The sequence below is a fragment of the Methanobrevibacter sp. genome, assembly GCF_030539665.1.
In the GTDB taxonomy this organism is placed as follows: domain Archaea; phylum Methanobacteriota; class Methanobacteria; order Methanobacteriales; family Methanobacteriaceae; genus Methanocatella.
In genome coordinates this window covers 433,271-458,358 of record NZ_JAUNXR010000001.1, presented here as the reverse complement: position 1 = coordinate 458,358, position 25,088 = coordinate 433,271, and the positions used below count along the sequence as shown (strand labels likewise).

General features: G+C 34.1%; 27 protein-coding genes. 8 read left to right on the top strand and 19 right to left on the bottom strand.

Annotated features, from left to right (window positions below):
- Nucleotides 1-147: 147 nt before the first annotated feature.
- Together Q4P18_RS02265 and Q4P18_RS02260 are read right to left on the bottom strand one after the other, a co-directional pair.
- Complete coding sequence (locus Q4P18_RS02265; protein ID WP_303335069.1) at nt 148-894, bottom strand: metallophosphoesterase; 747 nt, start codon at nt 892-894, stop codon at nt 148-150.
- A 6-nt stretch (nt 895-900) separates the two neighbouring features.
- Entirely contained in the window at nt 901-1,251 is a 351-nt protein-coding gene (locus Q4P18_RS02260; protein WP_303335067.1) for a nascent polypeptide-associated complex protein, read from the bottom strand.
- A gap of 210 nt (nt 1,252-1,461) precedes the next feature.
- Between Q4P18_RS02260 and Q4P18_RS02255 the strand changes: the two genes are divergently transcribed.
- The 3 genes from Q4P18_RS02255 (at nt 1,462) to Q4P18_RS02245 (ending at nt 2,975) form a co-directional block, all read left to right on the top strand.
- The gene (locus Q4P18_RS02255; RefSeq protein ID WP_303335065.1) at nt 1,462-1,842 is read left to right on the top strand and encodes a hypothetical protein; all 381 of its coding nucleotides are present in this window, start codon (nt 1,462-1,464) and stop codon (nt 1,840-1,842) included.
- Between the two features lie 56 nt (nt 1,843-1,898).
- On the top strand, nt 1,899-2,132 hold the full coding sequence (locus tag Q4P18_RS02250) for a hypothetical protein (RefSeq protein ID WP_303335063.1): 234 nt from the start codon (nt 1,899-1,901) through the stop codon (nt 2,130-2,132).
- Nucleotides 2,133-2,219: 87 nt separating this feature from the next.
- The gene (locus Q4P18_RS02245; protein WP_303335061.1) at nt 2,220-2,975 is read left to right on the top strand and encodes a hypothetical protein; all 756 of its coding nucleotides are present in this window, start codon (nt 2,220-2,222) and stop codon (nt 2,973-2,975) included.
- 47 nt (nt 2,976-3,022) lie between these two features.
- Here the strand turns inward: Q4P18_RS02245 and Q4P18_RS02240 are convergent, their stop codons facing one another.
- Entirely contained in the window at nt 3,023-3,871 is an 849-nt protein-coding gene (locus Q4P18_RS02240; protein WP_303335059.1) for a DUF1002 domain-containing protein, read from the bottom strand.
- Nucleotides 3,872-3,999: 128 nt separating this feature from the next.
- Here Q4P18_RS02240 and xseA point away from each other — a divergent pair, with 128 nt between their 5' ends.
- The 3 genes from xseA to Q4P18_RS02225 are packed head-to-tail and all read left to right on the top strand — an operon-like array spanning nt 4,000 to nt 6,866.
- Nucleotides 4,000-5,643, top strand: a complete 1,644-nt coding sequence (gene xseA / locus Q4P18_RS02235) for an exodeoxyribonuclease VII large subunit (RefSeq protein ID WP_303335057.1) — start codon at nt 4,000-4,002, stop codon at nt 5,641-5,643.
- A 9-nt stretch (nt 5,644-5,652) separates the two neighbouring features.
- Nucleotides 5,653-5,877: an exodeoxyribonuclease VII small subunit gene (locus tag Q4P18_RS02230; protein WP_303335055.1), complete on the top strand. Its 225-nt coding sequence runs from the start codon at nt 5,653-5,655 to the stop codon at nt 5,875-5,877.
- Nucleotides 5,877-6,866, top strand: coding sequence for a glycosyltransferase (locus Q4P18_RS02225; RefSeq protein ID WP_303335053.1), 990 nt, complete (start codon nt 5,877-5,879; stop codon nt 6,864-6,866). The genes Q4P18_RS02230 and Q4P18_RS02225 overlap by 1 nt, the downstream gene beginning before the upstream one ends.
- Here the strand turns inward: Q4P18_RS02225 and Q4P18_RS02220 are convergent.
- Complete coding sequence (locus tag Q4P18_RS02220) at nt 6,863-7,726, bottom strand: radical SAM protein (protein ID WP_303335051.1); 864 nt, start codon at nt 7,724-7,726, stop codon at nt 6,863-6,865. The genes Q4P18_RS02225 and Q4P18_RS02220 overlap by 4 nt on opposite strands.
- Nucleotides 7,727-7,813: 87 nt before the next feature.
- Nucleotides 7,814-8,389: a tetrahydromethanopterin S-methyltransferase subunit A gene (gene mtrA / locus Q4P18_RS02215; RefSeq protein WP_303335049.1), complete on the bottom strand. Its 576-nt coding sequence runs from the start codon at nt 8,387-8,389 to the stop codon at nt 7,814-7,816.
- Nucleotides 8,390-8,672: 283 nt separating this feature from the next.
- Here mtrA and Q4P18_RS02210 point away from each other — a divergent pair, with 283 nt between their 5' ends.
- Nucleotides 8,673-9,389, top strand: coding sequence for a sugar phosphate isomerase/epimerase family protein (locus Q4P18_RS02210; protein ID WP_368660178.1), 717 nt, complete (start codon nt 8,673-8,675; stop codon nt 9,387-9,389).
- Between the two features lie 252 nt (nt 9,390-9,641).
- On the opposite strand, the gene thsA is transcribed toward Q4P18_RS02210, so the two are convergent.
- Nucleotides 9,642-11,249: a thermosome subunit alpha gene (gene thsA, locus Q4P18_RS02205; protein ID WP_303335045.1), complete on the bottom strand. Its 1,608-nt coding sequence runs from the start codon at nt 11,247-11,249 to the stop codon at nt 9,642-9,644.
- A 221-nt stretch (nt 11,250-11,470) separates the two neighbouring features.
- Between thsA and Q4P18_RS02200 the strand changes: the two genes are divergently transcribed.
- Nucleotides 11,471-12,082, top strand: coding sequence for a cyclase family protein (locus Q4P18_RS02200; RefSeq protein ID WP_303335043.1), 612 nt, complete (start codon nt 11,471-11,473; stop codon nt 12,080-12,082).
- On the opposite strand, the gene Q4P18_RS02195 is transcribed toward Q4P18_RS02200, so the two are convergent.
- From Q4P18_RS02195 to Q4P18_RS02135, 13 genes are all read right to left on the bottom strand, one after another.
- Nucleotides 12,083-12,841 (bottom strand): glycosyl transferase, encoded by a 759-nt coding sequence (locus tag Q4P18_RS02195; RefSeq protein WP_303335041.1) that lies wholly within the window; start codon nt 12,839-12,841, stop codon nt 12,083-12,085.
- A 92-nt stretch (nt 12,842-12,933) separates the two neighbouring features.
- Nucleotides 12,934-13,983, bottom strand: coding sequence for an aspartate-semialdehyde dehydrogenase (asd, locus tag Q4P18_RS02190; RefSeq protein ID WP_303335039.1), 1,050 nt, complete (start codon nt 13,981-13,983; stop codon nt 12,934-12,936).
- Between the two features lie 6 nt (nt 13,984-13,989).
- Nucleotides 13,990-14,808 (bottom strand): 4-hydroxy-tetrahydrodipicolinate reductase, encoded by an 819-nt coding sequence (gene dapB / locus Q4P18_RS02185; protein ID WP_303335037.1) that lies wholly within the window; start codon nt 14,806-14,808, stop codon nt 13,990-13,992.
- A gap of 11 nt (nt 14,809-14,819) precedes the next feature.
- Nucleotides 14,820-15,713 carry a 4-hydroxy-tetrahydrodipicolinate synthase gene (gene dapA, locus Q4P18_RS02180; RefSeq protein ID WP_303335035.1) on the bottom strand — a complete coding sequence of 298 codons (894 nt, stop codon included), beginning with the start codon at nt 15,711-15,713 and terminating at the stop codon, nt 14,820-14,822.
- Complete coding sequence (locus tag Q4P18_RS02175; RefSeq protein ID WP_303335033.1) at nt 15,710-16,930, bottom strand: aspartate kinase; 1,221 nt, start codon at nt 16,928-16,930, stop codon at nt 15,710-15,712. Before Q4P18_RS02175 ends, dapA begins: the two co-directional genes overlap by 4 nt.
- 268 nt (nt 16,931-17,198) lie before the next feature.
- The gene (locus tag Q4P18_RS02170; protein ID WP_303335031.1) at nt 17,199-17,465 is read right to left on the bottom strand and encodes a hypothetical protein; all 267 of its coding nucleotides are present in this window, start codon (nt 17,463-17,465) and stop codon (nt 17,199-17,201) included.
- A gap of 124 nt (nt 17,466-17,589) precedes the next feature.
- On the bottom strand, nt 17,590-17,787 hold the full coding sequence (locus Q4P18_RS02165) for a 30S ribosomal protein S17e (protein ID WP_303335030.1): 198 nt from the start codon (nt 17,785-17,787) through the stop codon (nt 17,590-17,592).
- Nucleotides 17,774-18,115, bottom strand: coding sequence for a chorismate mutase (locus Q4P18_RS02160; RefSeq protein ID WP_303335028.1), 342 nt, complete (start codon nt 18,113-18,115; stop codon nt 17,774-17,776). Before Q4P18_RS02160 ends, Q4P18_RS02165 begins: the two co-directional genes overlap by 14 nt.
- 123 nt (nt 18,116-18,238) lie before the next feature.
- The gene (locus Q4P18_RS02155; RefSeq protein WP_303335026.1) at nt 18,239-21,439 is read right to left on the bottom strand and encodes an S-layer family protein; all 3,201 of its coding nucleotides are present in this window, start codon (nt 21,437-21,439) and stop codon (nt 18,239-18,241) included.
- Nucleotides 21,440-21,632: 193 nt separating this feature from the next.
- Nucleotides 21,633-22,499, bottom strand: coding sequence for a shikimate kinase (locus tag Q4P18_RS02150; protein ID WP_303335024.1), 867 nt, complete (start codon nt 22,497-22,499; stop codon nt 21,633-21,635).
- Complete coding sequence (locus Q4P18_RS02145) at nt 22,496-23,569, bottom strand: glycosyltransferase family 4 protein (protein ID WP_303335022.1); 1,074 nt, start codon at nt 23,567-23,569, stop codon at nt 22,496-22,498. Before Q4P18_RS02145 ends, Q4P18_RS02150 begins: the two co-directional genes overlap by 4 nt.
- Nucleotides 23,570-23,584: 15 nt before the next feature.
- Nucleotides 23,585-24,661, bottom strand: a complete 1,077-nt coding sequence (cbiD, locus tag Q4P18_RS02140; protein WP_303335020.1) for a cobalt-precorrin-5B (C(1))-methyltransferase CbiD — start codon at nt 24,659-24,661, stop codon at nt 23,585-23,587.
- A gap of 26 nt (nt 24,662-24,687) precedes the next feature.
- Entirely contained in the window at nt 24,688-24,972 is a 285-nt protein-coding gene (locus Q4P18_RS02135; RefSeq protein WP_303335018.1) for a thioredoxin family protein, read from the bottom strand.
- Nucleotides 24,973-25,088 lie beyond the last annotated feature (116 nt).

Here is a 25,088-nt window from a genome sequence, read left to right as displayed (position 1 = left end):
AACCACCTAAAACAAACTATAATGATATAATATTTATACACCACATTATATTTAAACTTAATTAAAAAAAAGTAATTTAAAAGCTAAAAAACAATAAAAAGCCTTTATTTAATAATAAAAAAGGTTTATATGATTTTATAGGAAAAATCAATAAACGTTTTTAGGATATTGACCTAAAGAAATCGGTTCTTTACCAACCTTTTTCAGGACAATGTTAATTGTTGTTTCATCAATATAATAAATGTTGTATGAATTCACATCGTTTCCACGAAGCTTTTTGGAAGAGATTGAACCTGCATTTATTATCAATGTATTGTTCATCTTCCAAACGTTGGGAACGTGCTTGTGGCCAACCAAAACCATGTCCACTTCATGATCAACCAATGTCTTAAGAATGTCTCCAGCATCCAATAGGACATTTCTTTCCCTTCCGGTTTTTGGAATTGGAATGATATGGTGGTGAAATGCAACAATGGTGAAAAGCTCGTTGATCACACATTCGTCAAGCTGATGGTCCAACCATAGCTTTTGAGGCTTTCCAATGCTTCCCTCATTCAAATCTGGAAGGGAGCTGTCAAGACCTATAACTACAAACTTGTTCTCCTTATCAGCCAATTTCCAGCTAGCCTCACCAATAAGCTCTTCAAATGTTTCGTCACCTAGATTTCTAGCATCATGGTTTCCAGGAACAGCAAATATAGGTGCGTCAAATAGCTCCAAATACTGCTTGACCTTTTCGAATTGGGTATAATACCCCTTATTTGTAAGGTCGCCTGTGAGAATAATGAAGTCAGGAGCCAATGCATTGATTTCATCAACAGCCTCTAAAAATACATCTTCATTGAAATCAGAGTCACTTACATGCAAATCTGAAATATGGGCTATAGTAAGCATATTATCCTATTGAGACAATTTCAAAATAGCCTCTGCCAAATCCCCTTCACATTCAATTAAAGCTTCTTCAGCCTCTTCAGCAGACACATTGGCCTGATTAGCTACCATTTCAATATCTTCTTCAGGAATAACAAGTTCCTGTTCAATTTCAACTTCATGAGCTTTTCCACTTACCTGATAGGTTTCCTGTCCCATGACGTTCATCATACTAACATCAGCATTTGGAATGATTAATTCCTTATCTTCAAGACGGATAATGACCTCTTTAACGTTTTTAAGCTCTTTCATGTCCATTCCCATCTTTTTCATTTGTCTTTCCATTTTTTTCATTTGCTTAGGATTCATTCCAGGTATCATCTTATCTCCTCAATTAACATAATAATAAAATATTTTTTGTTGATTATACAATATAAAGATTATTTAAGCCATTTATTAAAATTGAGATTAATTTTTATAAAGAAAATTTTAAATAATTTTGAAAATAAAACAACAATTACATGAAAATTACATTCAAACAATACATTTTGATGATTGCACCGTTTCTTTTAATATTCATTTGCAATGGGGATGATAGTATTTCTTCCTTGCATGGGGATTGGACTTCGATACAAAACATTCAATGAAGATAGCAAATATCCGAATGATGAAATCATGCGAGGATATGATCCTGGAGCATATTTCATTGTCTTGTTGGCCATAACATTAGTTTCAATCTTCTCAATAATCCATACAGAATACATCCTGAATAGAATATTAATATTGATTATTGGAGCATTTTGTTATATCTGGATTGTATTTCCAGACAAATTCAATAAAATACTTCCATTCGACAACAGAACATTACCTGGACTTATAATATATCTAGGAGTTATAATAATCCTGTTTGTAATATCGATAAAGGGATTGTTGCCTCCGGAAACGTTGAATATTTTGCAACATAACTATTGAAAATAATCGTCCATTATAAATTGAAAAATACATCTTTAAATAAGAGAGGAGAGTATATGAAAAATGAAATAAAACTGGCGCTTGCCGTTCCGATTATACTGTTCATAACAAGAGGAATCCTAACAGTGATTCCATACCTTGCACTTTTGATTATCGGAACAGTAGCCACATACTACTTCTACAAAAAAGACAAAAAAGAAGACAAAGACTGGAAAAGAGTCCTCTGGGCCTACGGAGTAAACTACGTATTCCTAGCCCTCGGACTGGGATTGATGTATCTGGCCTACTAAACCAAATACACTCCCTATTTTATTTTAAATAAAAAGATAAATATTATACCCATGTTGAGTACTAATACCCCCCAGTAGGTGATTATTATGAGTTTAACATTTGAAGGAAAAATGAAAATTGGAAAGGTACTTTTGATAATAATATATTCCTTTTTAGTCATATTAATTGCATATACATTCAAATCTGCATTCATACCTATGCTTGTTGCTACGGGAATTGGATTTAGCGGACCTATATATGTGATTTCCTTTATTAAAAAAATAAACAAACGATTGAAATTGGATTTGATAGTATTTGAAAGTGGAAATTTTGGATTGGGATATATCCATCAAGCAGACACCATATTAATACTTTCATTTTCCACCGTAGGAATAGGATGGTTCATAATAATGTATTATGTCCTTGGAGAACCGATATTGTTTTCAGTTCTTGCAGGAATATTTACAAGCCTCCCCATGCTTGGAATCGGACTTAGATATCATACTTTTCATGAGAAAAACAGATATGTTAATGATGAAGAGGTAGCGGGTTATCCTCCACAAATATACCTTCTTGCAAATCTCATAATCTGTTGGGTAGGTTATGACTCATTACTTTTTATAAATTCCCTACAGATAGGAATAGTCGTGTTTGTAATATGCACTTTCTGCTACATTTGGATTGTTTTTCCGGATAAGATAAATAAATACCTTCCGTTTGACAATAAAACATCCAAAGGAATGAGCATATATCTTGGATTCATAATTGTACTGTTCATAATTTTAATGAAAGGATTCATACCTCCAGAAATCATGGATGTAATAGTTCACTTATCTCCAACGCCTGTAAATGGCCAGTTTTAATCTAAAATAAGAATAAGAGCAAAATAAATTGCTCTTTAGCTAATTTTTTAAAAGTTGAAAATGTTGAAAATGTTAAATCCGTTTCCTCCATTGTTAATTACATTGGTTACCTGATTTTTGTAGTCGTTTGCCTGATCTTTTACTGATTGTGTCTGCAAGATTGCTTCTGCAAGCTTATCTATGTCTGCCTGTGAAAGCTCTATTCCATTGTTGCTTGCGGTCTGCTCAACTGCATCTGCAATGGCGCCAATGTCGGTTGTGTTGTTTTGGGCTACCTCTTCCTTAACCTCACTTACCAATCCTGATATCTGATGAGGACTTGCGTTTGAGCTGTTTACGACTTCACTTTGTGCGTAGATTTCATCGTTTGCAGCCTTTTTAACCTCATCTGGAATATGTTTGTTTGTAGCTTCCTCATAACAGCTCATGATTCCTGCAAGTGCTGATTCCCCAGTTGCAGAAATTGGGCTTGTCACTACAACATATCCCTGATTGATTCCTGTTGAATTTAGGGCTGAAGCATACATCTCCTCTGTTACAAGAGTTATCTTTGATGTGTCCACATTGACTGTCAGATTCCCAGTACCATTCAAATCAACCAGTGCTGATGAGAATATCTGGTTTGAATCGTAGGTTTTATTGCTTATTCCCTGTGAGATTTGATTTACCTCATTTGCTGTAATTACTTCGGTTGTAACGTTTTCCAAAATAACATTCGCATTTTGACTAAAATAATCATCAACAATAGATTTGTACTGTTGATTGTTATATGTGGTTTCTCCATATGTTATTACCATTGTTGTATCGTTGTTATTTGTTAAAACATTGTCTGATGCTGCAAATGCACCAATAACAACAAGTATTATAACAATTCCACCAATTGCTAATTTACGCAAATTTATCACCTAAAAATTATTTGTGAATTCTATTATTTAACTTATACAGTTATTAAATTATGAATAAATTATTAACACAAACATATATTATTCCCTAAAAACAATATTGTTAGTAGAGGTGAACATTGTTGGAAGAAAAATTTATCTCGGTCAGCCATCTGAACCACAAATTGAAAATGCACGTCTCCAAAGGACCCTTCAAAAACATTCTCGTGGAAGGGGAATTATCTGACATCAGTACTTCAAAAAGAGGCTTTTCTTATTTTAAACTGAAAGATGAAAAATCAACAATCGACTGTATTGTCTACCCCCGCATTTTAAAAAAATCTCCACAATTGAAAGAAGGCCTTAATATAGAGATAAAAGGCAGCGTGGAAGTTTATAAGCCTCATGGAAAATGTCAGATTAAGGTGAATAAAATAAAAGAGGCAGGACTGGGAAAACTATTTGAAAAACTGCAGCAATTAACTGAAAAGCTTGAAAGTGAAGGGCTGTTTGAAGATGACCATAAAAAGGAAATTCCAAGAATCCCCAAAAAGATAGGGATAATAACCTCAAAGACAGGGGCTGCAATAAAAGACATCATAACAACAATAGAACGCAGATGGCCCTATTGCAATGCCATCATATTTCCAAGTTTGGTTCAGGGAAAGGAAGCACCCAAAAACCTTATAAAACAATTGAAGCATGCCGATGAGTTCGGATGTGATACATTGATTATCGGCCGTGGGGGAGGAAGCATAGAGGATCTTTGGGCCTTTAACAATGAACAGTTAGCTAGAGCTGTTTATTCCTGCAGAACACCCATAATAAGTGCCGTAGGCCATCAAAGAGATACTACATTAATAGATTATGTTGCAGATAGGAGAGCTGCAACTCCGACTGCAGCTGCAGAACTGGCAGTTCCAAACGTGAAGGAAATAGAAGGCAGATACTCAAATCTGAAATCAAGGCTCGAAAATAGCTTAAACAGAACATTGAGTGAAAACAGACAAAGGCTGGATTTTGTCTTAAGAAGCAATGTAATTAGAAATCCTTTTTCCATATTTGACGATGAAAAAATGCGCTTTGAAAGCAGCGTTTACAAGATCAAAGCATCATCCAATAAGATTCACGATTCAAAAAGAAACAGGCTGAACGAGTTGACCAGAAGCTTCAGATACTATTCTAAAACCTTGGAAACATCCAAAAGAAACCAGCTGGAAAAGCTCATTGACAGATTCGGCTACTCATCAGAAAAATACCAGAATGCAAAAAGAAACCAGCTGAATGACCTGACCAGAAGCTTCAGATATCATTCAGAAACAATGGGAAAGTCAAAAAGAAGCGAGCTTGAAAAGCTAACAAGCAGATTCAGCTATTCGTCAGAAAAATACCAGAATGCAAAAAGAAACCAGCTGGAAAAGCTGACAACAAAATTTGACTACACATCAAAAAGATATGCAAATGTCAAGAGAACCGAATTTGACTTGCTGAAAAAGGATTTCAAATCCGTTTCGAACAATATGGTATTCACCAAAAAGACAGAACTTAACTCTGTCAAGAATTCGAGGATCTTAAGAAATCCCCAAAGAATACTGCAGCCAAAGATGCGGCAGTACGACAGAATGTATGAAAAGCTGGAGGTAGTAAATCCGTTGAATTCACTGAAGCGTGGATATACAATAGCTAAAAAAGACAAAAAGGCAATAACAAGCGTAAAAGATTTAGATAAGGATGACATTGTAGAAATACAATTCAAAGACGGGAACGTCAATACAAAAGTGATATGAGGTGATAAAATGGAAAATATGAGTTTTGAAGAAAGCTTAAAAGAACTAGAAGAAATTGTTGAAAAATTGGAAAACGGAGATGTATCTCTAGACAATGCAATTGAAGAGTTTAACAAGGCAATGCAACTGATCAAAACCTGCGATGCCAAATTAAACAATGCAGAAGAGGCAATTGCAAAAATCGTCAATGAAAACGATGAGCTCATTGACTTTGAAATAGATGAGGAATATTGATGGTAAAATTATCCTTGATCCTTTGTGTTTACAATGGAGAAAAATATGTTGATGAAGCTATTAGTAGCGCATTAGATCAAAGCTTGGAAGACATTGAATTGATTATTGTAAACGATGGTTCAACCGATAAGACATTAGACATTATAAATAGCTATTTGATTGACCCTAGAATTAAAATAATAAACCAAAAGAATAAAGGCCTCGGTGCTGCAAGAAACGTTGGAATGAATCATGCCTCAGGAGAATACATTGGATTTCTGGATGCTGACGACTGGCTGGACAGCAAAATGTGTGAAGTAGCATACAACGAAGCCAAAAGCAACGATACTGACATTACAATGTTTAAAATTATAAACCAAGATGATTCCACAGGAGAAAAATATGAAAGTGACTGGTTTAACCTGAAAAACCTCGATGGAAGATTTGACAACAAAGTGTTTTCTCCAGATGATACCAAAGATGTCCTATTTGATTTTTCCGTTAGCGCATGCCAAAAAATATATAAAAATAGCTTCCTGAAAGAAATAGGAGCAGAATTTCCTGAAGGAATTTATTTTGAGGACATGCCCTTCTTTTACTACGTGTATCTTAATGCAGAAAGAATTTCAATCATAAGAGAACATCTCTACATCAGGCGCAAACATGACTCATCAATTACTGAGAAGATAGATGCCAAATTCTTAGATACTGTTCCTGCAGGACAAATAATGTTTAATAACTTTGTTGAAGGAGGATTTTACGAAGATTACAAATTCGATCTGATAGCCTACAAGGTTAACGGGCCTAGAATGGCATTAGCTTCAATAACTGATGATTACAAAGCACCGTTATTTAATTTGATAAAAGAAGATTATGAAAATATTAGAAAAACGGAATACTATAATGACTTTTTGGATAATCTAGGACCAAAAAAGAAAAAATTCTTCTTAGACATGCTGAAATCAGACAGCTATGATGAATTTATAGAAATTAATGAAAACAAGTATTAAAATAACTTTGCTTGAATATCCTTTTTTGGAAACTTATTCAAATATTCAAATATCATGTCACTGTCGTTCAATATTCCGTTTTCTCTTGTTTTCCTCTTAAAAAGTTTCATGAGCTGACTGTTTCTTTTGCTTGGCAAAACATAGCTGTCCCCATATGTTCTGATGTATTTCTCTTTAATGCCTGGGAAATGTTCGTCCAATTTTGAATAGAAATGTTCCCTGTTTCCTTCCCTTAGAGTAAGACCCATTTCAAAGCATATGATTCCATAAACATTTGCTTCACTACAGTATTCAACGATTCCTTTTATGTTGTCCTTATTATCGTTAATGAATGGCAAAATCGGAGTCATCCAAACAACGGTTGGAATGTTTTCCTCGTTTAACTTTTTAAGAGCCTTGAACCTTTCAAATGTCGTTGAAACATTGGGTTCCAATATCCGGCAAAGCTCCTCATCATAGGTCGTCATTGTCATTTGAACAACTGCCCTGCTTTTGTTATTAATGCTTTTAAGCAAATCTAAATCCCTTAAAACAAGATCTGATTTTGTAATGCAAGTAAATCCAAATCCGTACCTGTCAATAAGTTTTAAGGATTTCCTAACATATTCCAATTCTTTCTCTAACGGCAGATACGGGTCGGTCATGGCACCTGTGCCTATAATGCATTTTTCCTTTTTTGAATGAATGGCTTTTTTAAGAAGCTCCAGGGCATTCTCCTTAACCTCAACATCCTCAAATTCATGATCCATATTGTAAATTTCACTTCTTGAATCGCAGTAGATGCACCCATGAGTGCATCCCCTATAGATATTCATCCTATTTTTAGCCGATAAAATGCCTTTGGCTCTTTTATAATGCATATTTAGAGTCTGTTAAAAATAGTATTTAAATGAGATTTGAGAGCAGTAAAAAAGTAATAAAAAAAAGAAATAATGGAAAATTTTAATCTAAGAAGCGTTTCTAGGTTTTTTGTCAGAAGGTTTTGAAAGAATTACTACCTTTTCGTTTCCATCATCATCTTCTTCAATAGCTACCATTAAAGCCTCTTCTTCATAAGCGCCAGGATCCTTTTCTACACATTCACTAATTTTAGCATTGATAGCTCCTGAATCTTCCACATCAATCATATCTACAATTTCCAATTGATTTTGGAATCTATCAATACCTTCAAGAGGAATGTTTTCTACAAAAGGAATAGCCCCTACAGCACCATTTATGCTTTTCTTCTCAGGGTCACAGCCGTTTTCATGCAGTGCCACAATACTTTGGCCTGTAATGTGACCTTGTACTTCAGCACCTGACAAAATCAAAAATCTAATGTTAGGATTTGAAATGATGTTTGCAACAACCTTTTCTACACCAAGATTTTCTGTTTTACATGGCCCTGCGATTGCAGCCCCTTCCAATTCTCCTTCAATATGTGATGCAAGGGTAGTTACTGCTACAGGACTTTCTGGATCACCTACAATGTAATCTCCACTGATTACTGGCCAGCCTTCAGCTGGAGCTTTTTTATCTGCCATGATTTTTTCCTCCTTTAATGAATTTAATATAATAATTTCAACAACAAATTGCTGATTAATAATAATGACTTTTCAATATATAAACTTGAGCATTTTTACACATCAGAATAACAAAAAAACTAAAATAAATAATAACCCTTTCTAAAAAATCAATTGAAAAAATAGATGTTCAAATAGAATTTAATTGAAATTTTAAAAACTGTTCATATAAGATTTTGCAAAACAATGAAAACGGTTCATGAACAAGGCAGATTAAATACACATAAAAAACAAATATATACTTATGAAACTAGGATTTTCAACATTATCACTGTTTAGCAAAACAAATGACAAAATTGTAGAAACGGCAAAAAACAATGGATTTGAGATGATTGAATTATTGGCTGAGAATCCATTTAACTTCAATACTCCCGAAGCACTGAAGAGTTTTGATGTTTTAATTCATGGCCCCACAGTGGATTTGAATATAGCCAGCATAAACAAAGGAATAAAAGAGGAAAGCGTCAAGCAGATGAAAGACACAATAGACATGGCAGAAAACGTGAATGCAAAGGCCATTACAGTACATCCCGGAAAAATTGGAAGAAATGATGAAAGATTAAGGAAAATAGCTATGGAAAAGGCAATTGAAAGCATAGGCGAACTTGTAGATTATGCAAATTTAACCGTATCCGTTGAAAATATGCCTTCAAGATTCTCGTTTCTAGCAAATAACGTTGAGGAACTTGAACAAATCCAGCAGGAGACAGGATGCAAGATTACAATAGATACAGGCCATGCCAATACCTGTGAAAATCCGGAAGAATTTTTTGACTTGAAAAATATATGCTATTTCCATTTGAATGACAACAACGGTGAAAAAGACCAGCACTTAACACTTGGGGAAGGAACACTTGACCTGAATCTTCTTAAAAAGGTAGACTGCGGGATAATAGAGTTGAATAACTTTGACAATATTCTTAAAAGTAAAGATGTTATAAAATCACTTTTTAAAAAATAAAAGAGAGTGAATATCTACAATTGTGGATGAAGGCCAATAATAGATATTCTTTCTCCAAATTAATTGTTTTTTGGTTCTAAAACCAAAATTATGCTATTAATACATTGCAACATGGAATATAGACTATCACATATAAATAGTTTTACATTAGTACCAAAAGTAAAATAAACGGGAAAAATCCACGTTTTTTAAGAAAATAAGTTAAATTATAAGAAAAAAGTTTAAAAAAAAGAAAAAATGTAGATGTAAAATCTACATCATTGGAGGCATTCCGCCCATAGCAGCAGGATCCATATCAGGGTTTCCGCTACCACTTGATGCGATTACATCGTCGATTCTTAAGATCATTTCAGCAGCTTCGGATGCAGATTGGATAGCTTGTTTTTTGACACGTTTTGGTTCAATTACACCAGCATCTTTCATATCCATTACTTTTCCGGTGAAAACGTTTAATCCCATGTATGGGTTGTCTTCGTGGGATGCTCTTAAGTCTACTAATGAATCGATACTGTCTAATCCAGCGTTTTCAGCTAAGGTTTTAGGAACAACTTCTAAAGCTTCTGCAAATGCAGTTACTGCTAATTGTTCCCTTCCACTGATAGATTCTGCGTAATCTTTAAGTTTTTTAGCCATAGCGATTTCTGGAGCTCCTCCACCAGCTACAACTTGATCATCTTCTACAGTAGCTGCCACTACACCGATTGCGTCTTCGATTGCTCTTACGATTTCGTCTACGATGTGTTTGGTACTTCCTCTTACGAATAAGGTTACAGCTTTTGCAGATTTACATTCTTCAACAAAGATCATATCTTCGCCAGATACTTTTCTTTCTTCTACGATACCTGCTTCACCTAAGTCAGCTTCTTCTAAGTCATCTAAGTTAGATACAACAGTAGCACCGGTTGCTCTTGCTAATTTTTCAATATCGGATTTTTTAACTCTTCTTACAGCTAAAACGCCTGCTTTAGCTAAGTAGTGTTGTGCAAGGTCATCGATACCTTTTTGTGCGAATAATACGTCTGCTCCAGCATCAACGATTTTTTGAACCATTTCTTTAACCATGTTTTCTTCTTGTTCGATGAATGCTTGCATTTGAGCAGGGTCGGTTATTCTGATTTCTGCATCTACTTCAGTTTCTTTTACTTCAAGAGGAGTGTTTACTAATGCGATTTTTGCATCTTTTACTTCTTTAGGCATACCTGGGTGTACTCTTTCTTTGTCTACGATTACACCTTCAACTAAGGTAGATTCTTCTACTACAGCACCGTCTTTTTTCTCGATTTTGATGTGGTCAATGTCAACATCGTTTCCGTCAGCTACTTTTTGTACAGCATCAACGATTAATTCAGCTAATGGTTCACGTGCAGCTTCGGTTCCTTTTCCGGTCATTGCAGTCATTGCTACTTTCATTAAGGTTTCTCTGTCTACAGTGTCGATTGCAATGTTGTCTAAGATTTCTTGTGCTTTTGCAGCTGCTTGTCTGTATCCCATAGCTACGATGGTTGGGTGAATGTCTAAGTCAAGTAAGTTTTCAGCGTTCTTTAATAATTCTCCAGCAATGATTACTGCAGTTGTAGTTCCGTCACCTACTTCATCTTCTTGGGTTTTAGCTACTTCTACGAGCATTTTTGCTGCAGGATGTTCAATATCCATTTCTTTTAAGATAGTTACTCCGTCGTTGGTTACTACAATATCACCAAGACCGTCTACTAACATTTTGTCCATTCCTTTTGGACCTAAAGTGGTTCTTACAGTTTCTGCAAGCACTTTAGCAGCTAAGATGTTGTTTCTTTGTGCATCTCTACCAATCATTCTGTTGGTACCTTCAGGTAAAATAAAAATTGGTTGTCCTTGTGCCATATATATCACCTAATTAAATTCTATTTATAATTAAAATAACTTGAGTATACTAAATACTAGTTATACTATAATAACTGAGTTTAAGGTTATATAAATACTTTATGATTTAGGTAAATAATAACAGATAATGATAAATTTATCAAACCATCTCCTACTCAAGTCAAAAAAACAATTAAGCTATTTATTAAATAAACCTTTGCAATTATCCCCAAAAAATTAATTTGATTGAAATTAAAATATCAATTATGCCTTTTATTGACTTGACACACAATTTAACAAATGAAACAATAGAATTTCCAGGAGATCCAAAAACAAAGATCATACATGTTGAAAATGAGGACTGCAACCTGTTCGAAGTTACCACAGGACTTCATACTGGAACCCATATGGATGCTCCGTTCCATTATATGACTGATGGAGAAAAGATTAATGAAATTGACATCAATGATTTCATCGGAAAGGCAAAATTATTGCAAAGCACATCCAAGAAAATCAACCCTTCCGATGCATTGGAAGAAATTGTCATTATAAATACAAATTGGTCAAAGCATTGGGGCACTCATAAATACTTTAGTGAATATCCTTACTTATCCATTGAATTTGCTGAAAGATTAGTTGAAGAAAATGTTAAAGGGGTTGCAATAGATACATGTTCAGTAGATAAACATGATGAAAATGAAATTCATAAGTTACTGTTAAAAAATAAGATATGGATTGTGGAAAATATAGCAAATAGTGGCAAACTTAAAGGGAAATACTATAAATCCTATTTCATTCCATTAAAAATTGAAGCCGAAGCTTCTCCAATAAGGGCATTTGTTAAAGAGATATAATTATTGTTTATCCAATCTGAATGGAGGTGTTTCGGGAGCATTGCTTGAGTAATATTCATTTTCCTCTTGCAATTCATTGAAAAACTCATTAATTTCTTCCAATCTTTTAATCTTATTATCCTTTTTGGTTAATTCTTCTTTTAAACGATAATATTCTTCGATTGGAACGGATTGGTCTTTGATCATGTTCAATTGATTATTGATTTCTCTAATTTGATTGTCCCTAATTTCAATTTCCTTTTCAAGAACCAAGATTTTATTTTGACTTTCAACATCGTTTTCAAGTTTGATGATTTCTATCTTATATTCATCGATCTGTCTTGAAAGATTGCTGATTTGAGCATCCTTTTTAGCTATGCTTTGATAAGCGTCGTTCAATCTGTTGTTAATTTCAGACAATTCCTGCTCTTTGTACTCTTTAAGTTGATTAGCAAAATAACCTTTAACTTCCTCTAAGGATGTGTTGACATAATTAAGTTCATAAATCTTATTTTCATTACGTTGAATCTCCCTGTCCTTTTCCTCAAGTTCTTCTTTAAGGATGTCGACAGCTTCATCAGCTTTGAATTTTATCAATGATACTTCTTTTTCTTTTTCAACAATTATACTTTCCAATTCTCTAATTTTATTAGTTTTATCTTCCTTCCGGATTTCATAATCCATTTCTGTTAAACTTAATTTAACATCATTAAGTTCCAATAAACTGGATTTAATTAGAGATTGTAACGTATTGTTTTCAACATTGCCACCAATTTTCATTATTATCCCTTATGTTTAGTATATACTAATAAATAATAATTATACTTCATTATATTTAAAATAAACTAAAAATAATAAAAAAAATGAAAAAATTATAAAATTTTATCATTAATAAGTTCAGCATTCAACACAGATGCACCTGCAGCACCACGAATGGTGTTGTGACCTACAAGAACATATTTTAAACTATTGTCAAATGCCTGATCTTTCCTAAGTCTTCCTACAGTTACAGCCATACCGTTTCCTGCATTCCTATCCATTCTAGGTTGTGGCCTGTCATTTTCTTTCTTGACAACAATAGGATTTTCAGGAGCTGAATAAAGACCTAATTCCTGAGGCAATGCTTTGAAATTTTTCATTTTGTCTTCAACATCCTCAATGTCAAAATCATCCTCCAATTCTATGAAGACAGCTTCAGTATGACCATCAATAACAGGAACCCTATGACAAGAAGCACTTAAAACAAAATCAGCAGGCTTAACTTCTTCGCCATCATAATTACCTAAAAGATGTAAAGTTTCTGATTCCATCTTTTCCTCTTCACTTCCAATATAAGGAACAAGATTGTCCAAAATAGCCATTGAAGGAACACCATTATAACCTGCACCGGAAATGGCCTGCATAGTAGAAACCCTAATGCCCTTTACATTGAAATTGTCAACAATAGGCTTTAAAGTTAAAGTTAAAGCAATAGTGGAACAGTTTGGATTGGTTACAATAAAACCATCCCAATTATTCTCTTTTTGTTGTGCATCAATCATGTCCAGATATTCAGGATTGACTTCAGGAATGACCAATGGAATGTTTTTCTTCATTCTGTGAGCACTAGCATTGGAAGCCACCACATAGTCTTTTGCAAAGTCTTTTTCGATTTTAGCTGCAAGCTCTGTTGGAACTGATGAGAAAACAATGTCCACATCATTATCCATAGCTTCAGGAGTTGTATCACAAACAATAATGTCCTTTACAGCTTCAGGCATCTCCTCATTAAGATACCATGTTGTTGCATCCTCATATCTTTTACCTGCAGATCTTGAAGAAGCTGCAAGTGCAGTTAATTCAAAGTCAGGATGACTATCAAGCAATTGAATAAATCTTTGACCAACCATTCCAGTTGCGCCTAAAACACCAACTTTAACCATTTAAATCTACTCCAATCCAAGAACATCCTGCATACTGCTAAATGTTTTAGTAGCTGTAGGAATGTATCTGATAGCTCTAATAACACCGGCGATAAATACTTCTCTTGTATGTGCCCTGTGTGTAATTTCCAATCTTTCACCATCACCAATGTACAAGACTGTATGATCACCTACGATATCCCCACCACGGATTGCATGAATACCAATTTCTTCTTTGGTTCTTTTACCCACATGGCCTTGTCTTCCGTAAACTCCAACTTCTTCAGGATTACGTTCAAGAGTCTCAGCAATTACTTCAAATGCAGTCATTGCTGTTCCTGAAGGGGAGTCTTCTTTCTGATTATGGTGAGCTTCAATAATCTCAATGTCAAAATCATCTAAAATAGGAGTTAATTTTTTAAGCAAGTCGAAGAACACGTTTACCCCAATAGCATAGTTAGATGAGATAATTGCATTGACACCAGCATTTTCAATGTTTTTAATGTTTTCATCCATCTGCTCTTCTGAAAAACCGGTTGTTCCCACAACCAAATTAACGCCATTTTCAGCAGCTATCCTAATAGTTTCGACTGCTGCATGAGCAATGGTAAAGTCAACCAAAACATCAGGTTTAGCTTCCTTTAAGGTTTTATCCAAATCCTGGGAACCAGAAATTTCAACACCGATAGGGCCAATACCTGCCCTTTCACCAGCATCTTGACCTGCTAAAGGAGTGTTTGGCATTTCAATAGCTGCTACAACTTCCATATCATCTTGTTCTGTTATTTTTCTAATAATACCAGAGCCCATTCTTCCTGCAGCCCCGGTTACTGCTACTTTAATCATAATAATTACCTTTAAATTAAATCAGATTCTTTTAAAATATTCTTAAGAATTTCTACATTTTCCTCTTTCATAGGTGCCAATGGTTTTCTAAGAGGGCCTGAAGGAAGACCCATAATATTCATGGCTGTTTTAGCTGGAACAGGATTACTTTCCATGAAAATAGCCCTTATTAAATCAATCATTTCATAATGGAGCTCCATTGCTCTTTGATAGTCGTCATTTAACATGCTGTCAACCATCAGAACCATTCTTTTAGGATCAACGTTTGCTGAAGCACTTATTACACCAGTTCCTCCCAATGCCATAATCGGTAAAGTAAGACTATCTTCTCCAGAAAGAATGTTGAAATCATCCTCAAGACCTTCTTTTGAAAGTGCCCTATATAAATCGTTTATTTTTTCAATGCTTCCACTAGCTTCCTTAATAGCATCAATATTGTCTATTTTTGCAATTTCAACAATGGTGTCAACATCCATGTTTATTCCAGTACGGGATGGAACGTTATATGCTATGATTGGAATGTCTGAAGCGTCTGCAATTGTTTTGAAATGGTCTATTAAACCATGAGGCTGAGGTTTGTTGTAGTAAGGAGTAATTACAAGAGCCGCATCTGCACCTGCCTGTTCTGAAAACTCAACTAGGTCAAGAGCCTCTTTGGTAGAATTACTGCCTGCACCTGCAATAGTTTCAACTCTTCCATCAACTTCATCAATAAGAATTTCAATTACTTTTTTATGTTCGTCATGGGTTAATGTAGCTGATTCACCGGTTGTTGCAGCACCAAGTAAACCGTTAACGCCATTATCAATCAAATAATTGATATTACTTCTAAATCCTTCTTCATCAATTTCTTCATTTTCAGTAAAAGGAGTTACCATTGCAACATACGTACCTTCGAAATTCATTTTAAAACCTCTTTAACTAATTCATGTGCTTTTTTACCATCCTTCCATTCTACAAAAACAACAATGGCTGTTTGTGAGGAAGATATTTCAACTATGTTAATATTATTTTTTCTTAATGGTTCAGCAATATTGGAAATAATGCCTGGTGTCTCTATAAAATCAGGACTTACTAATGTAATCATAGCTGTGTCCTTTCCTAAAGATAATGAGCTTAAAACATCACTTTCAATTACTAAATCGTGCAATAAATGATAAGCTTTATCAGAGTCCTTTTTATTAATGAAAACAGTCATGGAATTTTGACCTGCTGAAATGCCAAATATATTAATCTCATTTTCTGAAAGGCGTGTAGTTAATTCTGAAAGTAAACCTACTTCTTTAAGCATTCCATCTCCAACAAGAGCTATTACTGAAAGGGGTTCTGAATACAATGAAGCGCATTTCATCATTTCTCCATTAAAAGGGCCGACAATCTTAGTTCCGCTTTGAGTTAAATCTCCCTTATTAAAATTAATAATCTTGGAATTGATTAATGGATCCTTATATTTTAAAGCATGAGGATGTAAAACCTGTGCTCCATGAGTAGCCAAGTCTCTCATCTCTTCTACACTAATTTTGTCAAGCAACTCAGCTTCTTCAATCTTGTTTGGATCTGTGGACATTACTCCATCCACATCAGTAACGATGATTACTTCATTGGCATCTAAACAGTGGCCCAATAAAAATGCAGTAATGTCACTGCCTCCTCTACCTAAGGTTGTGATTTCTCCGTCCGGACCCTTACCTAAAAATCCGCAAATTACAGGAATGATGCCTTGGTTAATTAGGTCTCTGATTCCCTCTACCTTCTTGTTGGTGGTTTTGAAATCAATTTTCGCTTCTAAAGGATTGCTATCTGTAACAACTGGCCAAAGTTCATTGTAAGGATCTATAAATTCTGATTTAACCCCCAATGATTCAATAGCTGCTGAGAATAATCTTGTGCTGGTTAATTCACCCATAGCTAAAATTTCAGCCTTGCGCTTTTCTGTTAAGCCTTCACCAACAGCATCATGGGATAACTTAATTAAATCATCTGTTGTCTTGTTAACAGCAGATACAACAACTACCACTTGATTGCCCTTCATATATTCATTTACAACAGATTGTGCTGCTTTTTTAATCCTTTCTCCATTACCGACCGAAGTTCCTCCAAATTTGGCTACTATTAAGTCCATTAATATTCACACCTATTTCATTAAACTACGTTTAAATTTTGATTAATATAAAATATCTATATATTAATTTAAGTATTCCTATTAATAAACTTTATATTTAGAAAAAGAAGTAATTTTAAAAAAAATAAGGACTGCTTATAAATTTAGAATATTTTTGTCAAGAATTTTCAAGATATATACTTTAAAAATTAAATTAATGACCAACATTTAGGAAAATTGCTGAATCTTTGAAAATAAAAAAAAATATGAAAAAAGAAAATAAGTAAGTTTAACAACCTTTTTTGTCAGAAAGATCGGTTCCAGATTTTACTTGAGTTTCGATTTTGTCTTCGATTTTTTGTTTTTTAGCACCGACAACTTGTGCTTCGATTTTATCTTCGATCTCTTTAGCTGATTCACCAACAACTTGACCTTCAACTTTTTCGTCAATCTCTTCAGCTGGTTCACCAACAACTTGACCTTCAACTTTCTCATTAATCTCTTCAGTAGGTTCACGTACTACTTCGTCTTCAATTCTTTCACAAATTTTTGCCATTTTAATCTCTCCTTATGTATTCTTTTATAAAATACAATATTAATATAAAAATAAGTAATATAAAAAGGTTTGCATTATGTGAAAATAAAATAAATAAAAAAAGAAGAAATGATAGTTAACTAAACTATTCTTGAGTTTGTTCTAATCTTACAAGTCTAGTAACATATCCTGCGATTTTATTTCTTAAATGTTTAGTACTTACAGTGGAATATTCCATTACTAATTTTTTGTTTTCATCAAAACTAGTGGTAAAAATTCCAGGATGAGTTTCTATAAGTTCTTTTGCTAAACGTTTAACAAATGAAGTTCTAATATTTCCCATTCTCTACCCTCCTTAAAATTTCGTTTTGTTCATTTTTACTTAAAATAGTTAACATATTCATGATTTGCTCAATAATATCAGCATCAATATTTTTTTCCTTAGCTAATTTTTGTGATTTCTCAAAAATAGCTTGCTCTCTTGATTTATCATAAATTGGCATTTCAAGATACATTTTAGCAAGAACAATATCTTTAGCTAAAGAAGTTCTTTTACAAATCAATTCAAATAAATTATTATCAATTTCATCAATCTGCAATCTTGAATTATTTAGAAGCTCATCGGCTTCACTTTTATTTTTAAAAGAATATATCTCTATTTCCTCATTCAAAAAATCACCATAATTTGATAATAATGATAATGATATAATTTATAACAATTATAGTATTTAAATTATATGATGATTCCAGATGAAAAATAAAAAAAAGAATAAATGAAGTAATAAAAACTTCACCTAATATTTGAATTTTCTTCTAAGTGGTATTAAAACCATAGCCAACAACATCAACAATATTGGATTGGCAGTTTTTACATTGTTTAAATTTCTATTTGCATTGTTTAAACCTGTATCCATGGTTTTATTAGCAACATTGCCAGATTGGTTACCTGCTGTTTCATTGCCTGGAACGTTTGATGAGGTTCCATTTGTAACATTGCCAGTAGCATTGGTCTCGTTAGCAATAGGACCTGATGGAGTTTCATTGGTAATGTTTCCAGTTTCATTAACAGGAATTACATTGAATGTTGTACTATTAACAGCATTTTCATAGTTTGGAGCTACGAATGAAACATTTGCCAAATAACTTCCAGGATTTAATATTGAATCAAATTCAACAGTTCCTTTTCCATTATTAATTTCCACTTCAAATGTTTTGTTATCAATAGTAACGTTAGCTGTTCCGTTTAACGGATCGCCATTGATTCCAGTAACTTCAACAATTCCTTTAGACGCATTTCCATAAGTAACATTGTCCATTTGAATGTTTAATTTAGGAACGGCTTTAGACACTTCAAAGATTGTTGAATTATTTGCAGACAAATAATTTCTATTTCCTTCATAGTTAGCTAAAGCAGTATAGTTTCCAGCATTCAAATCAGGAATAGCTATTTGACCAACACCATCATTTAAAGCTACATTGTAATTTTTACCGTCAATGGTGACTTCTACAGAAGATCCTCCATTGCTACGGAGAAGTTTGAATGATTTAAGTAAAGAATTTTGTTCTGTTTTATTGTTTAAATAAACATTACAAATTGCTACATCCCCGTAAGTAATATTTGTAACTTCAATAATCAATTTTGGAGCAATTTTAGCTACTTCAAATATTGTAGAATTGGATACGTTCAAGTAATTGTTGTTTCCACCAAATTCAGCAACGACAGTGTAATTACCAGCATCCAAATTAGGTATCACTAATGTAGCTTTACCATCAGCCAAATCAACATCATAAATAGTTCCGTTTACATCAACTTTGACAGACCCTTCTTTGACATCGCAGGATACGTTTACGGTAACTGAATTGCCGTAAGTTGTATTTGAAGCTGTGACATTTAAGGAAGGTTGGACTTTCATGACTGTAACATTTGCAGTATTGTTGGAAGCCAAATAATTATCATTACCTGGGAAAACACCGGAAACAACATAATCACCAGCATCCAAACCAGATACAGTCAAATTACCTTTACCGTTCACCAAATCAACAGTATAATTTTTATTGTTAACTGTAATATTGACAGAACCGGTAATATTGCCCAAAGTCACATTGCAAACCAAATCCTGACCAAAAGTAATGTTATCTGCTTCAATAACCAAATCAGAACCAGCTTTATCTACTTCGAATACTGTTGAATTTGAAGCTGGCGCATAATCATCGTTACCAGCGAAATCAACAAAAGCAGAATAGTTGCCTGCATTCAAATCAGATAATTTGAATTCAGTGTTTGGTGAATTGGAACTGTTGTAGATTGTCTCATTAGTTTTGATATCTTTAATTATAACCTGAACATTTCCAGAGTTTAAATCAGAACTTGAAACGTTGACTGTTGCATTTTCCCCATAGGTTATATTATCGACGGATATGACCAAATTAGGGTTTGATAGAACTTTAACTGTTCCATTTTCCAATAAATATTTGTCTCCATTTGAATCAATGGTTGCACTGACAGGATAGATTCCTCCTTTTGAAAATGTAACATTAGCTTTGTAAGTTCCATTTTTGTAAAGAGTAGGATTCACAGCTGTTCCATTTACAATGAATTTAAAGGATCTATCTCCAACGGTGTTGTTGTTTGCATCCACCAAAATAGCTGTAATTTCAACGGTTTTGTTGATATTGGTCTTTACGGTTGAATTGTCAAGTACAACTAATTTCAATGGGTTTGTAAATGTACCGTTGTCGTTATAGATACTTAAATATTCGCCTGATTTTAGATTGTTGTCTTCAAGAGTTAAAGTACCGTAATTTTGTATTAAAGTATAGTTAGCAGTTAAATTTGAAGAGTAAAGTTTCAAATCAGCACCATTGTAGATTTCAGTACCGTTGACCGGAACGTTATAATCAAAGTTGGAATCCTTAATAACTGCATAACCTGGAAGAGGATATCCCCATGTAGCGTTGGTATTATAGATAACGCTTCCATTGGTTCCTATGTTTCCTGTAAAGTTAGATCCAGTTACATTTAGTTTTCCACCATCATTGAATAAAAGTGCAGAACTGTTAGCTGTATTATGAACAAAAGTAGAATTTTCAACAATTGCAGTTCCTAGGAAATTGTAAATTCCACTACCTTTGTTATTAGCTACATTATACTCGAAAGTACAGTTGTTAACTTTAAGATTAGCTGAATAATCATAATTGTAGATTGCAGCACCACTATTTCTGGTTACGACATTGGATGTGAAGTTAGAGTTTTTGATGTTAGCCACTCTACCGTCGTTGATAATAGCTCCACCATATAGTCCTGAGTTATTTTCAAATAAACAATTATCGACATTCAATATTCCATAACTGAAGATAGCCCCACCACTGTAACCTGTTTCATTAGTTCTTAAAGCTGAGTTGTTCATGAAATTACAATTATTAATATTTGCATTTACATTGTAAACATAAATGGCTCCTGCACCACTATTTAATGCCCTGTTGTTTAAAAAGGAACAGTTGTCGACATTTAAAGTGGAACCTGAACCTGACATGTAAACAGCTCCTCCACTTGTAGCAGTATTGTTTTCAAAGTGGATGTTAGAAATAGTTAAAGTAGCAGAATTCGGCCTGCTATAGACAGCACCACCAAAATCGGAAATGTTACCATTGACTATCACTAAATTTTTTAATGTTACTTTAACATTGGTAGCACTGGCCAATATGATAAATACTCTTGAATTTCCCTGTGCATCAAGTACAGAGACTGAATTTGGATTGTCCTGACTTGATCCGTCAATTGTAATACTTTTAGCAATAGAAATATGTTGACCATTTCCAATAAATGATTGATTATTTAAATAAATAACACTATTTGATGCTGATGAAGCAATTTTACTGTTAATATCTGCAAATGTAGTTGCATCTGCATCTAGATTAACAACCGCAAAATTATCATCTACAGTCTGATTATCATCTGCACTAACACTAGATACAGAGAATAATAAACACAACACAAATAATATCACCATTATTTGTTTTTTCATATTCATCTCCCCCATAATAAATTTAAAGACTCGAAAACAAGCCTAAGAATTTATTAAAAATTGTATATATCTAATAAATATACAGCATAAAATAGACCATTATCTCTTATAAATGTTTCTATTATGTAGTTAAATGAACAATAAATAAAAAAAAAAGAATTGTTTAAATGAAAGTGCATCCCTCATTGTCAACAGTGGTTTCAATGATTCTGCCTTCAAATTGGGCCCAGGCATCCTTAACCTCATCCACGCAATCGACTTCACATATCGCAACAAATGACGAACCTGTTCCTGACAAACCGGATGCTAAAGCCCCAGCATTTAAAGCTTCAATAGCTATCTGACTGTTGAAATTCAAAGTGGCGGCATAAATCAAACCGTTCAAGTTCAGTGCTTTGAAATAATCTCCATTTCTAGCCATTTCAAATGCTGATTCAACAAGAGGTGCCAAAAGTTTCATACGATTGACATCAGAGCTTCCTGATTTTGAAATTTCATCAGGCATGTAAACAAGAATTGGAAACTCCTCCATCCTTTCCTTAACAATCATTTCATGATACCTGTTGTTTGTAACCACAACACCTCCAAAATAGGAAGCTGTTGCATCATCAAAAGCTCCTGTAATTGTTACTTTTGCTTTAAGAGAGGATTCGATAGCCATATTAATAATGTCATAATCGTTGAAAAGTTCCAAGTCAAATTCTTCAGAGATTATTTTAGCTGTTACTGCAGTGATTGCATTGGAAAGCGCACTGCTGCTTGATAAACCTGAGGCCATTGGAAGTGTTGACTTTGTCTCCAAATCAATACCGAATTCATCCTCTGAAATGCCATAGGTCTCAAATACGTTTCTAGCGCAGTCTTCCATGAATTTGGTTTCAGCCCCAACATCGTTTCTTGCTGTAATTGAGCTCTTCTGAGTTTTTGCCTTACATACGATATCCAATCCGATTCCAAATGCAGAACCGGAACCTGTAGCTATCGCGTTTATAATTGTTGCAGAACCTGGTGATCTTACTGTTTTTTTCATTTTTTCAACTCATCATAAGGTATTTTAACTTCACTAAAATCCATTGCCCTATCTCTAGCATTGGACTTGAATGAATCATATAATTCGTTATTGTTTAATAATTCTTCAATAGCTTTGGAAACTGTTTTTGGATCATTTGGGTCAATTAACAATCCCACATTTTCGGTTATTATCTCCTTAATTCCACCGACATCACTTCCAATTACCGGAACTCCACAAGCCAATGCCTCTATTAAAACCAGCCCAAAGCTTTCTGAAAATGATGGCAATACAAGCAAATCAACTCCTGGAATAATGTCCTCCACATCTGTTCTAGGACCTGTAAAGGTCACTCCAGAAATGTTTTCATTTTTAACTTTCTTTTTAAGATCATTGTAAAGAGGACCTCCGCCAACTACAACAAGTTCATAGTCAGATACGGCATCTTTTTTGGCCTCAAGAAGAACATTGACATTTTTACGCTTGATTAGGTTTCCTACAAACATTACGATTGGTTTATCAGTATCCAAAAACCTTTTCCCGTCATCCTGTTTGAACTTATCAGTGTCAACGGAATTCCAATGAAGTGAAACCTTATCTCCAATTCCCTCAACACCTGTATTCAATATCTCATCTTTTAAAGCGTTGCTGACTGCAAAAACCTTATCCGCATTTTTAAGAACCTTTTTAAGAGGTTTTCTCATGAATTTCTGTTTCTTATACAATTCAAACATGTCAGAACCATGTGCAGTAACATAAGTTTTTATACCATGTTTGTTGCCCACTTCAACTGCTGCGGCCCCTGCAGGGAATAAGTAATGTCCATGGATAATATCAATATCCTCTTCCTTTAAAAGATTCTCCAAAGCTTTTTTAGCATTCTTTTTAAAAGTTAAACCACGAATTCCAGGCACATTAATTCCCTTGGTTCCAATAACGTGAATTCCATCAATATCCTTAATGTCATCATGAGGATAGGTAATCACATAGACCTCATGACCTTCCTCAACGAGTTTTTTAGATAATGAATGAATATGAACCCCAACACCACCGACATGAGGTGGAAATTGACCTACCATAGCTATTTTCATAATTAATACTATTGTTTAAGGTTGTATAAAATTATTGTTTAAGAAATTGCCCTTCATATCCACCAATATGACGTTGATGTCCAAGTCTAATTTAAGCCTGCATCTTTCATTTATTGCCAATGCTATGCTATTGCAAACTTTTAAGGACAAATCTTCTTTATTTAATATGTCCAACATGTCTTCTGTGGTTTTTGAATCATACAATTGTTCAGCCACTTCATTGCTGGCACCACAAAGAACCGCATGAGTAATCATTATCTCACGGCGTCCGTCAGCTACGGCATGTTTCGTATCGAAAATTCCTCCGGCAACCTTAATAAGTTTTCCAATATGGCCAAAGAAAGTAAAACTGTCGATTCCTCTCTTTTTAGCTTCCTCAAACATGAATCCTACAAAGTTTCCTGTTTGTACAATCTGGTCCAATGATATGTTGAAATCCTTAATGGCTAATTTTTCACCAATGTTGCCCGGAACAAAAATAATGTCCTCAATATTTTGAGCAACAACCACATCCAATTGTTTTACGATTGAATCCTTATATGCCTTTGTTGACATTGATCTTGCAATGCCTGTAGTTCCAAGTATTGAAATTCCATCAACAATCCCTAATTTGGGATTCATGGTTTTTTGAGCTATTTTTTTACCTTCAGGAACAATGATGGTTACAATAGCTGTTTTATCTTCAGGAATCAGGTCCCTTAAATTATCATGAATCATTTGGCGAGGAATCGGATTGATTGCGGCTTCACCTATTTCGATTTGAAGGCCAGGCTTTGTTATTGTCCCTACCCCTTCACCGCCTTTGATAATCACTTTTTCGTCCTTGAAAGGAATCAACTCCACTTTCGCATCTATTTCAACCTCGACAGTGACATCCGGATCGTTATATGGTCGTTTATGAGCGCTTGAAATAGCTGAAGTTGAAGATAACTTTTCAGAATTGTCTATCAATATATTGAGAGTGGTTTTGGGTGTCTTAACATTTACAGCAGATACCTCTTCATTAAAAATAGTTTTAAGACTGGCTATTGCACATGCAGTAGCGATTGTACCTGTTGTAGGCCCTGTAAAATCAGAATTATTTGAAGTCATGAAAAAAATAAAAAAAAGAAGATTAATTAGAAAATATCAGTTTCATCACTGTTTGCAATTTCATTTATTTTTGCAACTAATTGATCTTCGGTTGGTGCACCAACAAATTCAACTTTACCGTTGATTGCAATAGTTGGAACAGCCATGATTTGATAATCTCTAGCTCTTGCCATGTTTTCTGGATCGTTAACATTTACTACTTCTACTTCAATGTCTAAATCCATATCATTTTGTGCTTCTTGTGCTACTTTAATTGCGCCCGGACAGTGTGGGCAGCTATTTGATGAGAATACTTCTACTCTAATTGCCATTTTATCATCTCCAATTAATTTTTAAAGAGAGTTTATACATTCTTATATATAACTGTTTTGGTATTGTGCAAAAATGAAAAAATATCCAAATACTCATAAAATGCTCTCCAAACTTT

Bases quoted from the DNA above. Each gene is read 5' to 3' on its own strand.
- Q4P18_RS02265 (WP_303335069.1), bottom strand. From the start codon at position 894: ATGCTTACTATAGCCCATATTTCAGATTTGCATGTAAGTGACTCTGAT.
- Q4P18_RS02260 (WP_303335067.1), bottom strand. From the start codon at position 1,251: ATGATACCTGGAATGAATCCTAAGCAAATGAAAAAAATGGAAAGACAA.
- Q4P18_RS02255 (WP_303335065.1), top strand. From the start codon at position 1,462: ATGATAGTATTTCTTCCTTGCATGGGGATTGGACTTCGATACAAAACA.
- Q4P18_RS02250 (WP_303335063.1), top strand. From the start codon at position 1,899: ATGAAAAATGAAATAAAACTGGCGCTTGCCGTTCCGATTATACTGTTC.
- Q4P18_RS02245 (WP_303335061.1), top strand. From the start codon at position 2,220: ATGAGTTTAACATTTGAAGGAAAAATGAAAATTGGAAAGGTACTTTTG.
- Q4P18_RS02230 (WP_303335055.1), top strand. From the start codon at position 5,653: ATGGAAAATATGAGTTTTGAAGAAAGCTTAAAAGAACTAGAAGAAATT.
- Q4P18_RS02225 (WP_303335053.1), top strand. From the start codon at position 5,877: ATGGTAAAATTATCCTTGATCCTTTGTGTTTACAATGGAGAAAAATAT.
- Q4P18_RS02220 (WP_303335051.1), bottom strand. From the start codon at position 7,726: ATGCATTATAAAAGAGCCAAAGGCATTTTATCGGCTAAAAATAGGATG.
- mtrA (WP_303335049.1), bottom strand. From the start codon at position 8,389: ATGGCAGATAAAAAAGCTCCAGCTGAAGGCTGGCCAGTAATCAGTGGA.
- Q4P18_RS02210 (WP_368660178.1), top strand. From the start codon at position 8,673: ATGAAACTAGGATTTTCAACATTATCACTGTTTAGCAAAACAAATGAC.
- thsA (WP_303335045.1), bottom strand. From the start codon at position 11,249: ATGGCACAAGGACAACCAATTTTTATTTTACCTGAAGGTACCAACAGA.
- Q4P18_RS02195 (WP_303335041.1), bottom strand. From the start codon at position 12,841: ATGAAAATTGGTGGCAATGTTGAAAACAATACGTTACAATCTCTAATT.
- asd (WP_303335039.1), bottom strand. From the start codon at position 13,983: ATGGTTAAAGTTGGTGTTTTAGGCGCAACTGGAATGGTTGGTCAAAGA.
- dapB (WP_303335037.1), bottom strand. From the start codon at position 14,808: ATGATTAAAGTAGCAGTAACCGGGGCTGCAGGAAGAATGGGCTCTGGT.
- dapA (WP_303335035.1), bottom strand. From the start codon at position 15,713: ATGAATTTCGAAGGTACGTATGTTGCAATGGTAACTCCTTTTACTGAA.
- Q4P18_RS02175 (WP_303335033.1), bottom strand. From the start codon at position 16,930: ATGGACTTAATAGTAGCCAAATTTGGAGGAACTTCGGTCGGTAATGGA.
- Q4P18_RS02170 (WP_303335031.1), bottom strand. From the start codon at position 17,465: ATGGCAAAAATTTGTGAAAGAATTGAAGACGAAGTAGTACGTGAACCT.
- Q4P18_RS02165 (WP_303335030.1), bottom strand. From the start codon at position 17,787: ATGGGAAATATTAGAACTTCATTTGTTAAACGTTTAGCAAAAGAACTT.
- Q4P18_RS02150 (WP_303335024.1), bottom strand. From the start codon at position 22,499: ATGAAAAAAACAGTAAGATCACCAGGTTCTGCAACAATTATAAACGCG.
- Q4P18_RS02145 (WP_303335022.1), bottom strand. From the start codon at position 23,569: ATGAAAATAGCTATGGTAGGTCAATTTCCACCTCATGTCGGTGGTGTT.
- cbiD (WP_303335020.1), bottom strand. From the start codon at position 24,661: ATGACTTCAAATAATTCTGATTTTACAGGGCCTACAACAGGTACAATC.
- Q4P18_RS02135 (WP_303335018.1), bottom strand. From the start codon at position 24,972: ATGGCAATTAGAGTAGAAGTATTCTCATCAAATAGCTGCCCACACTGT.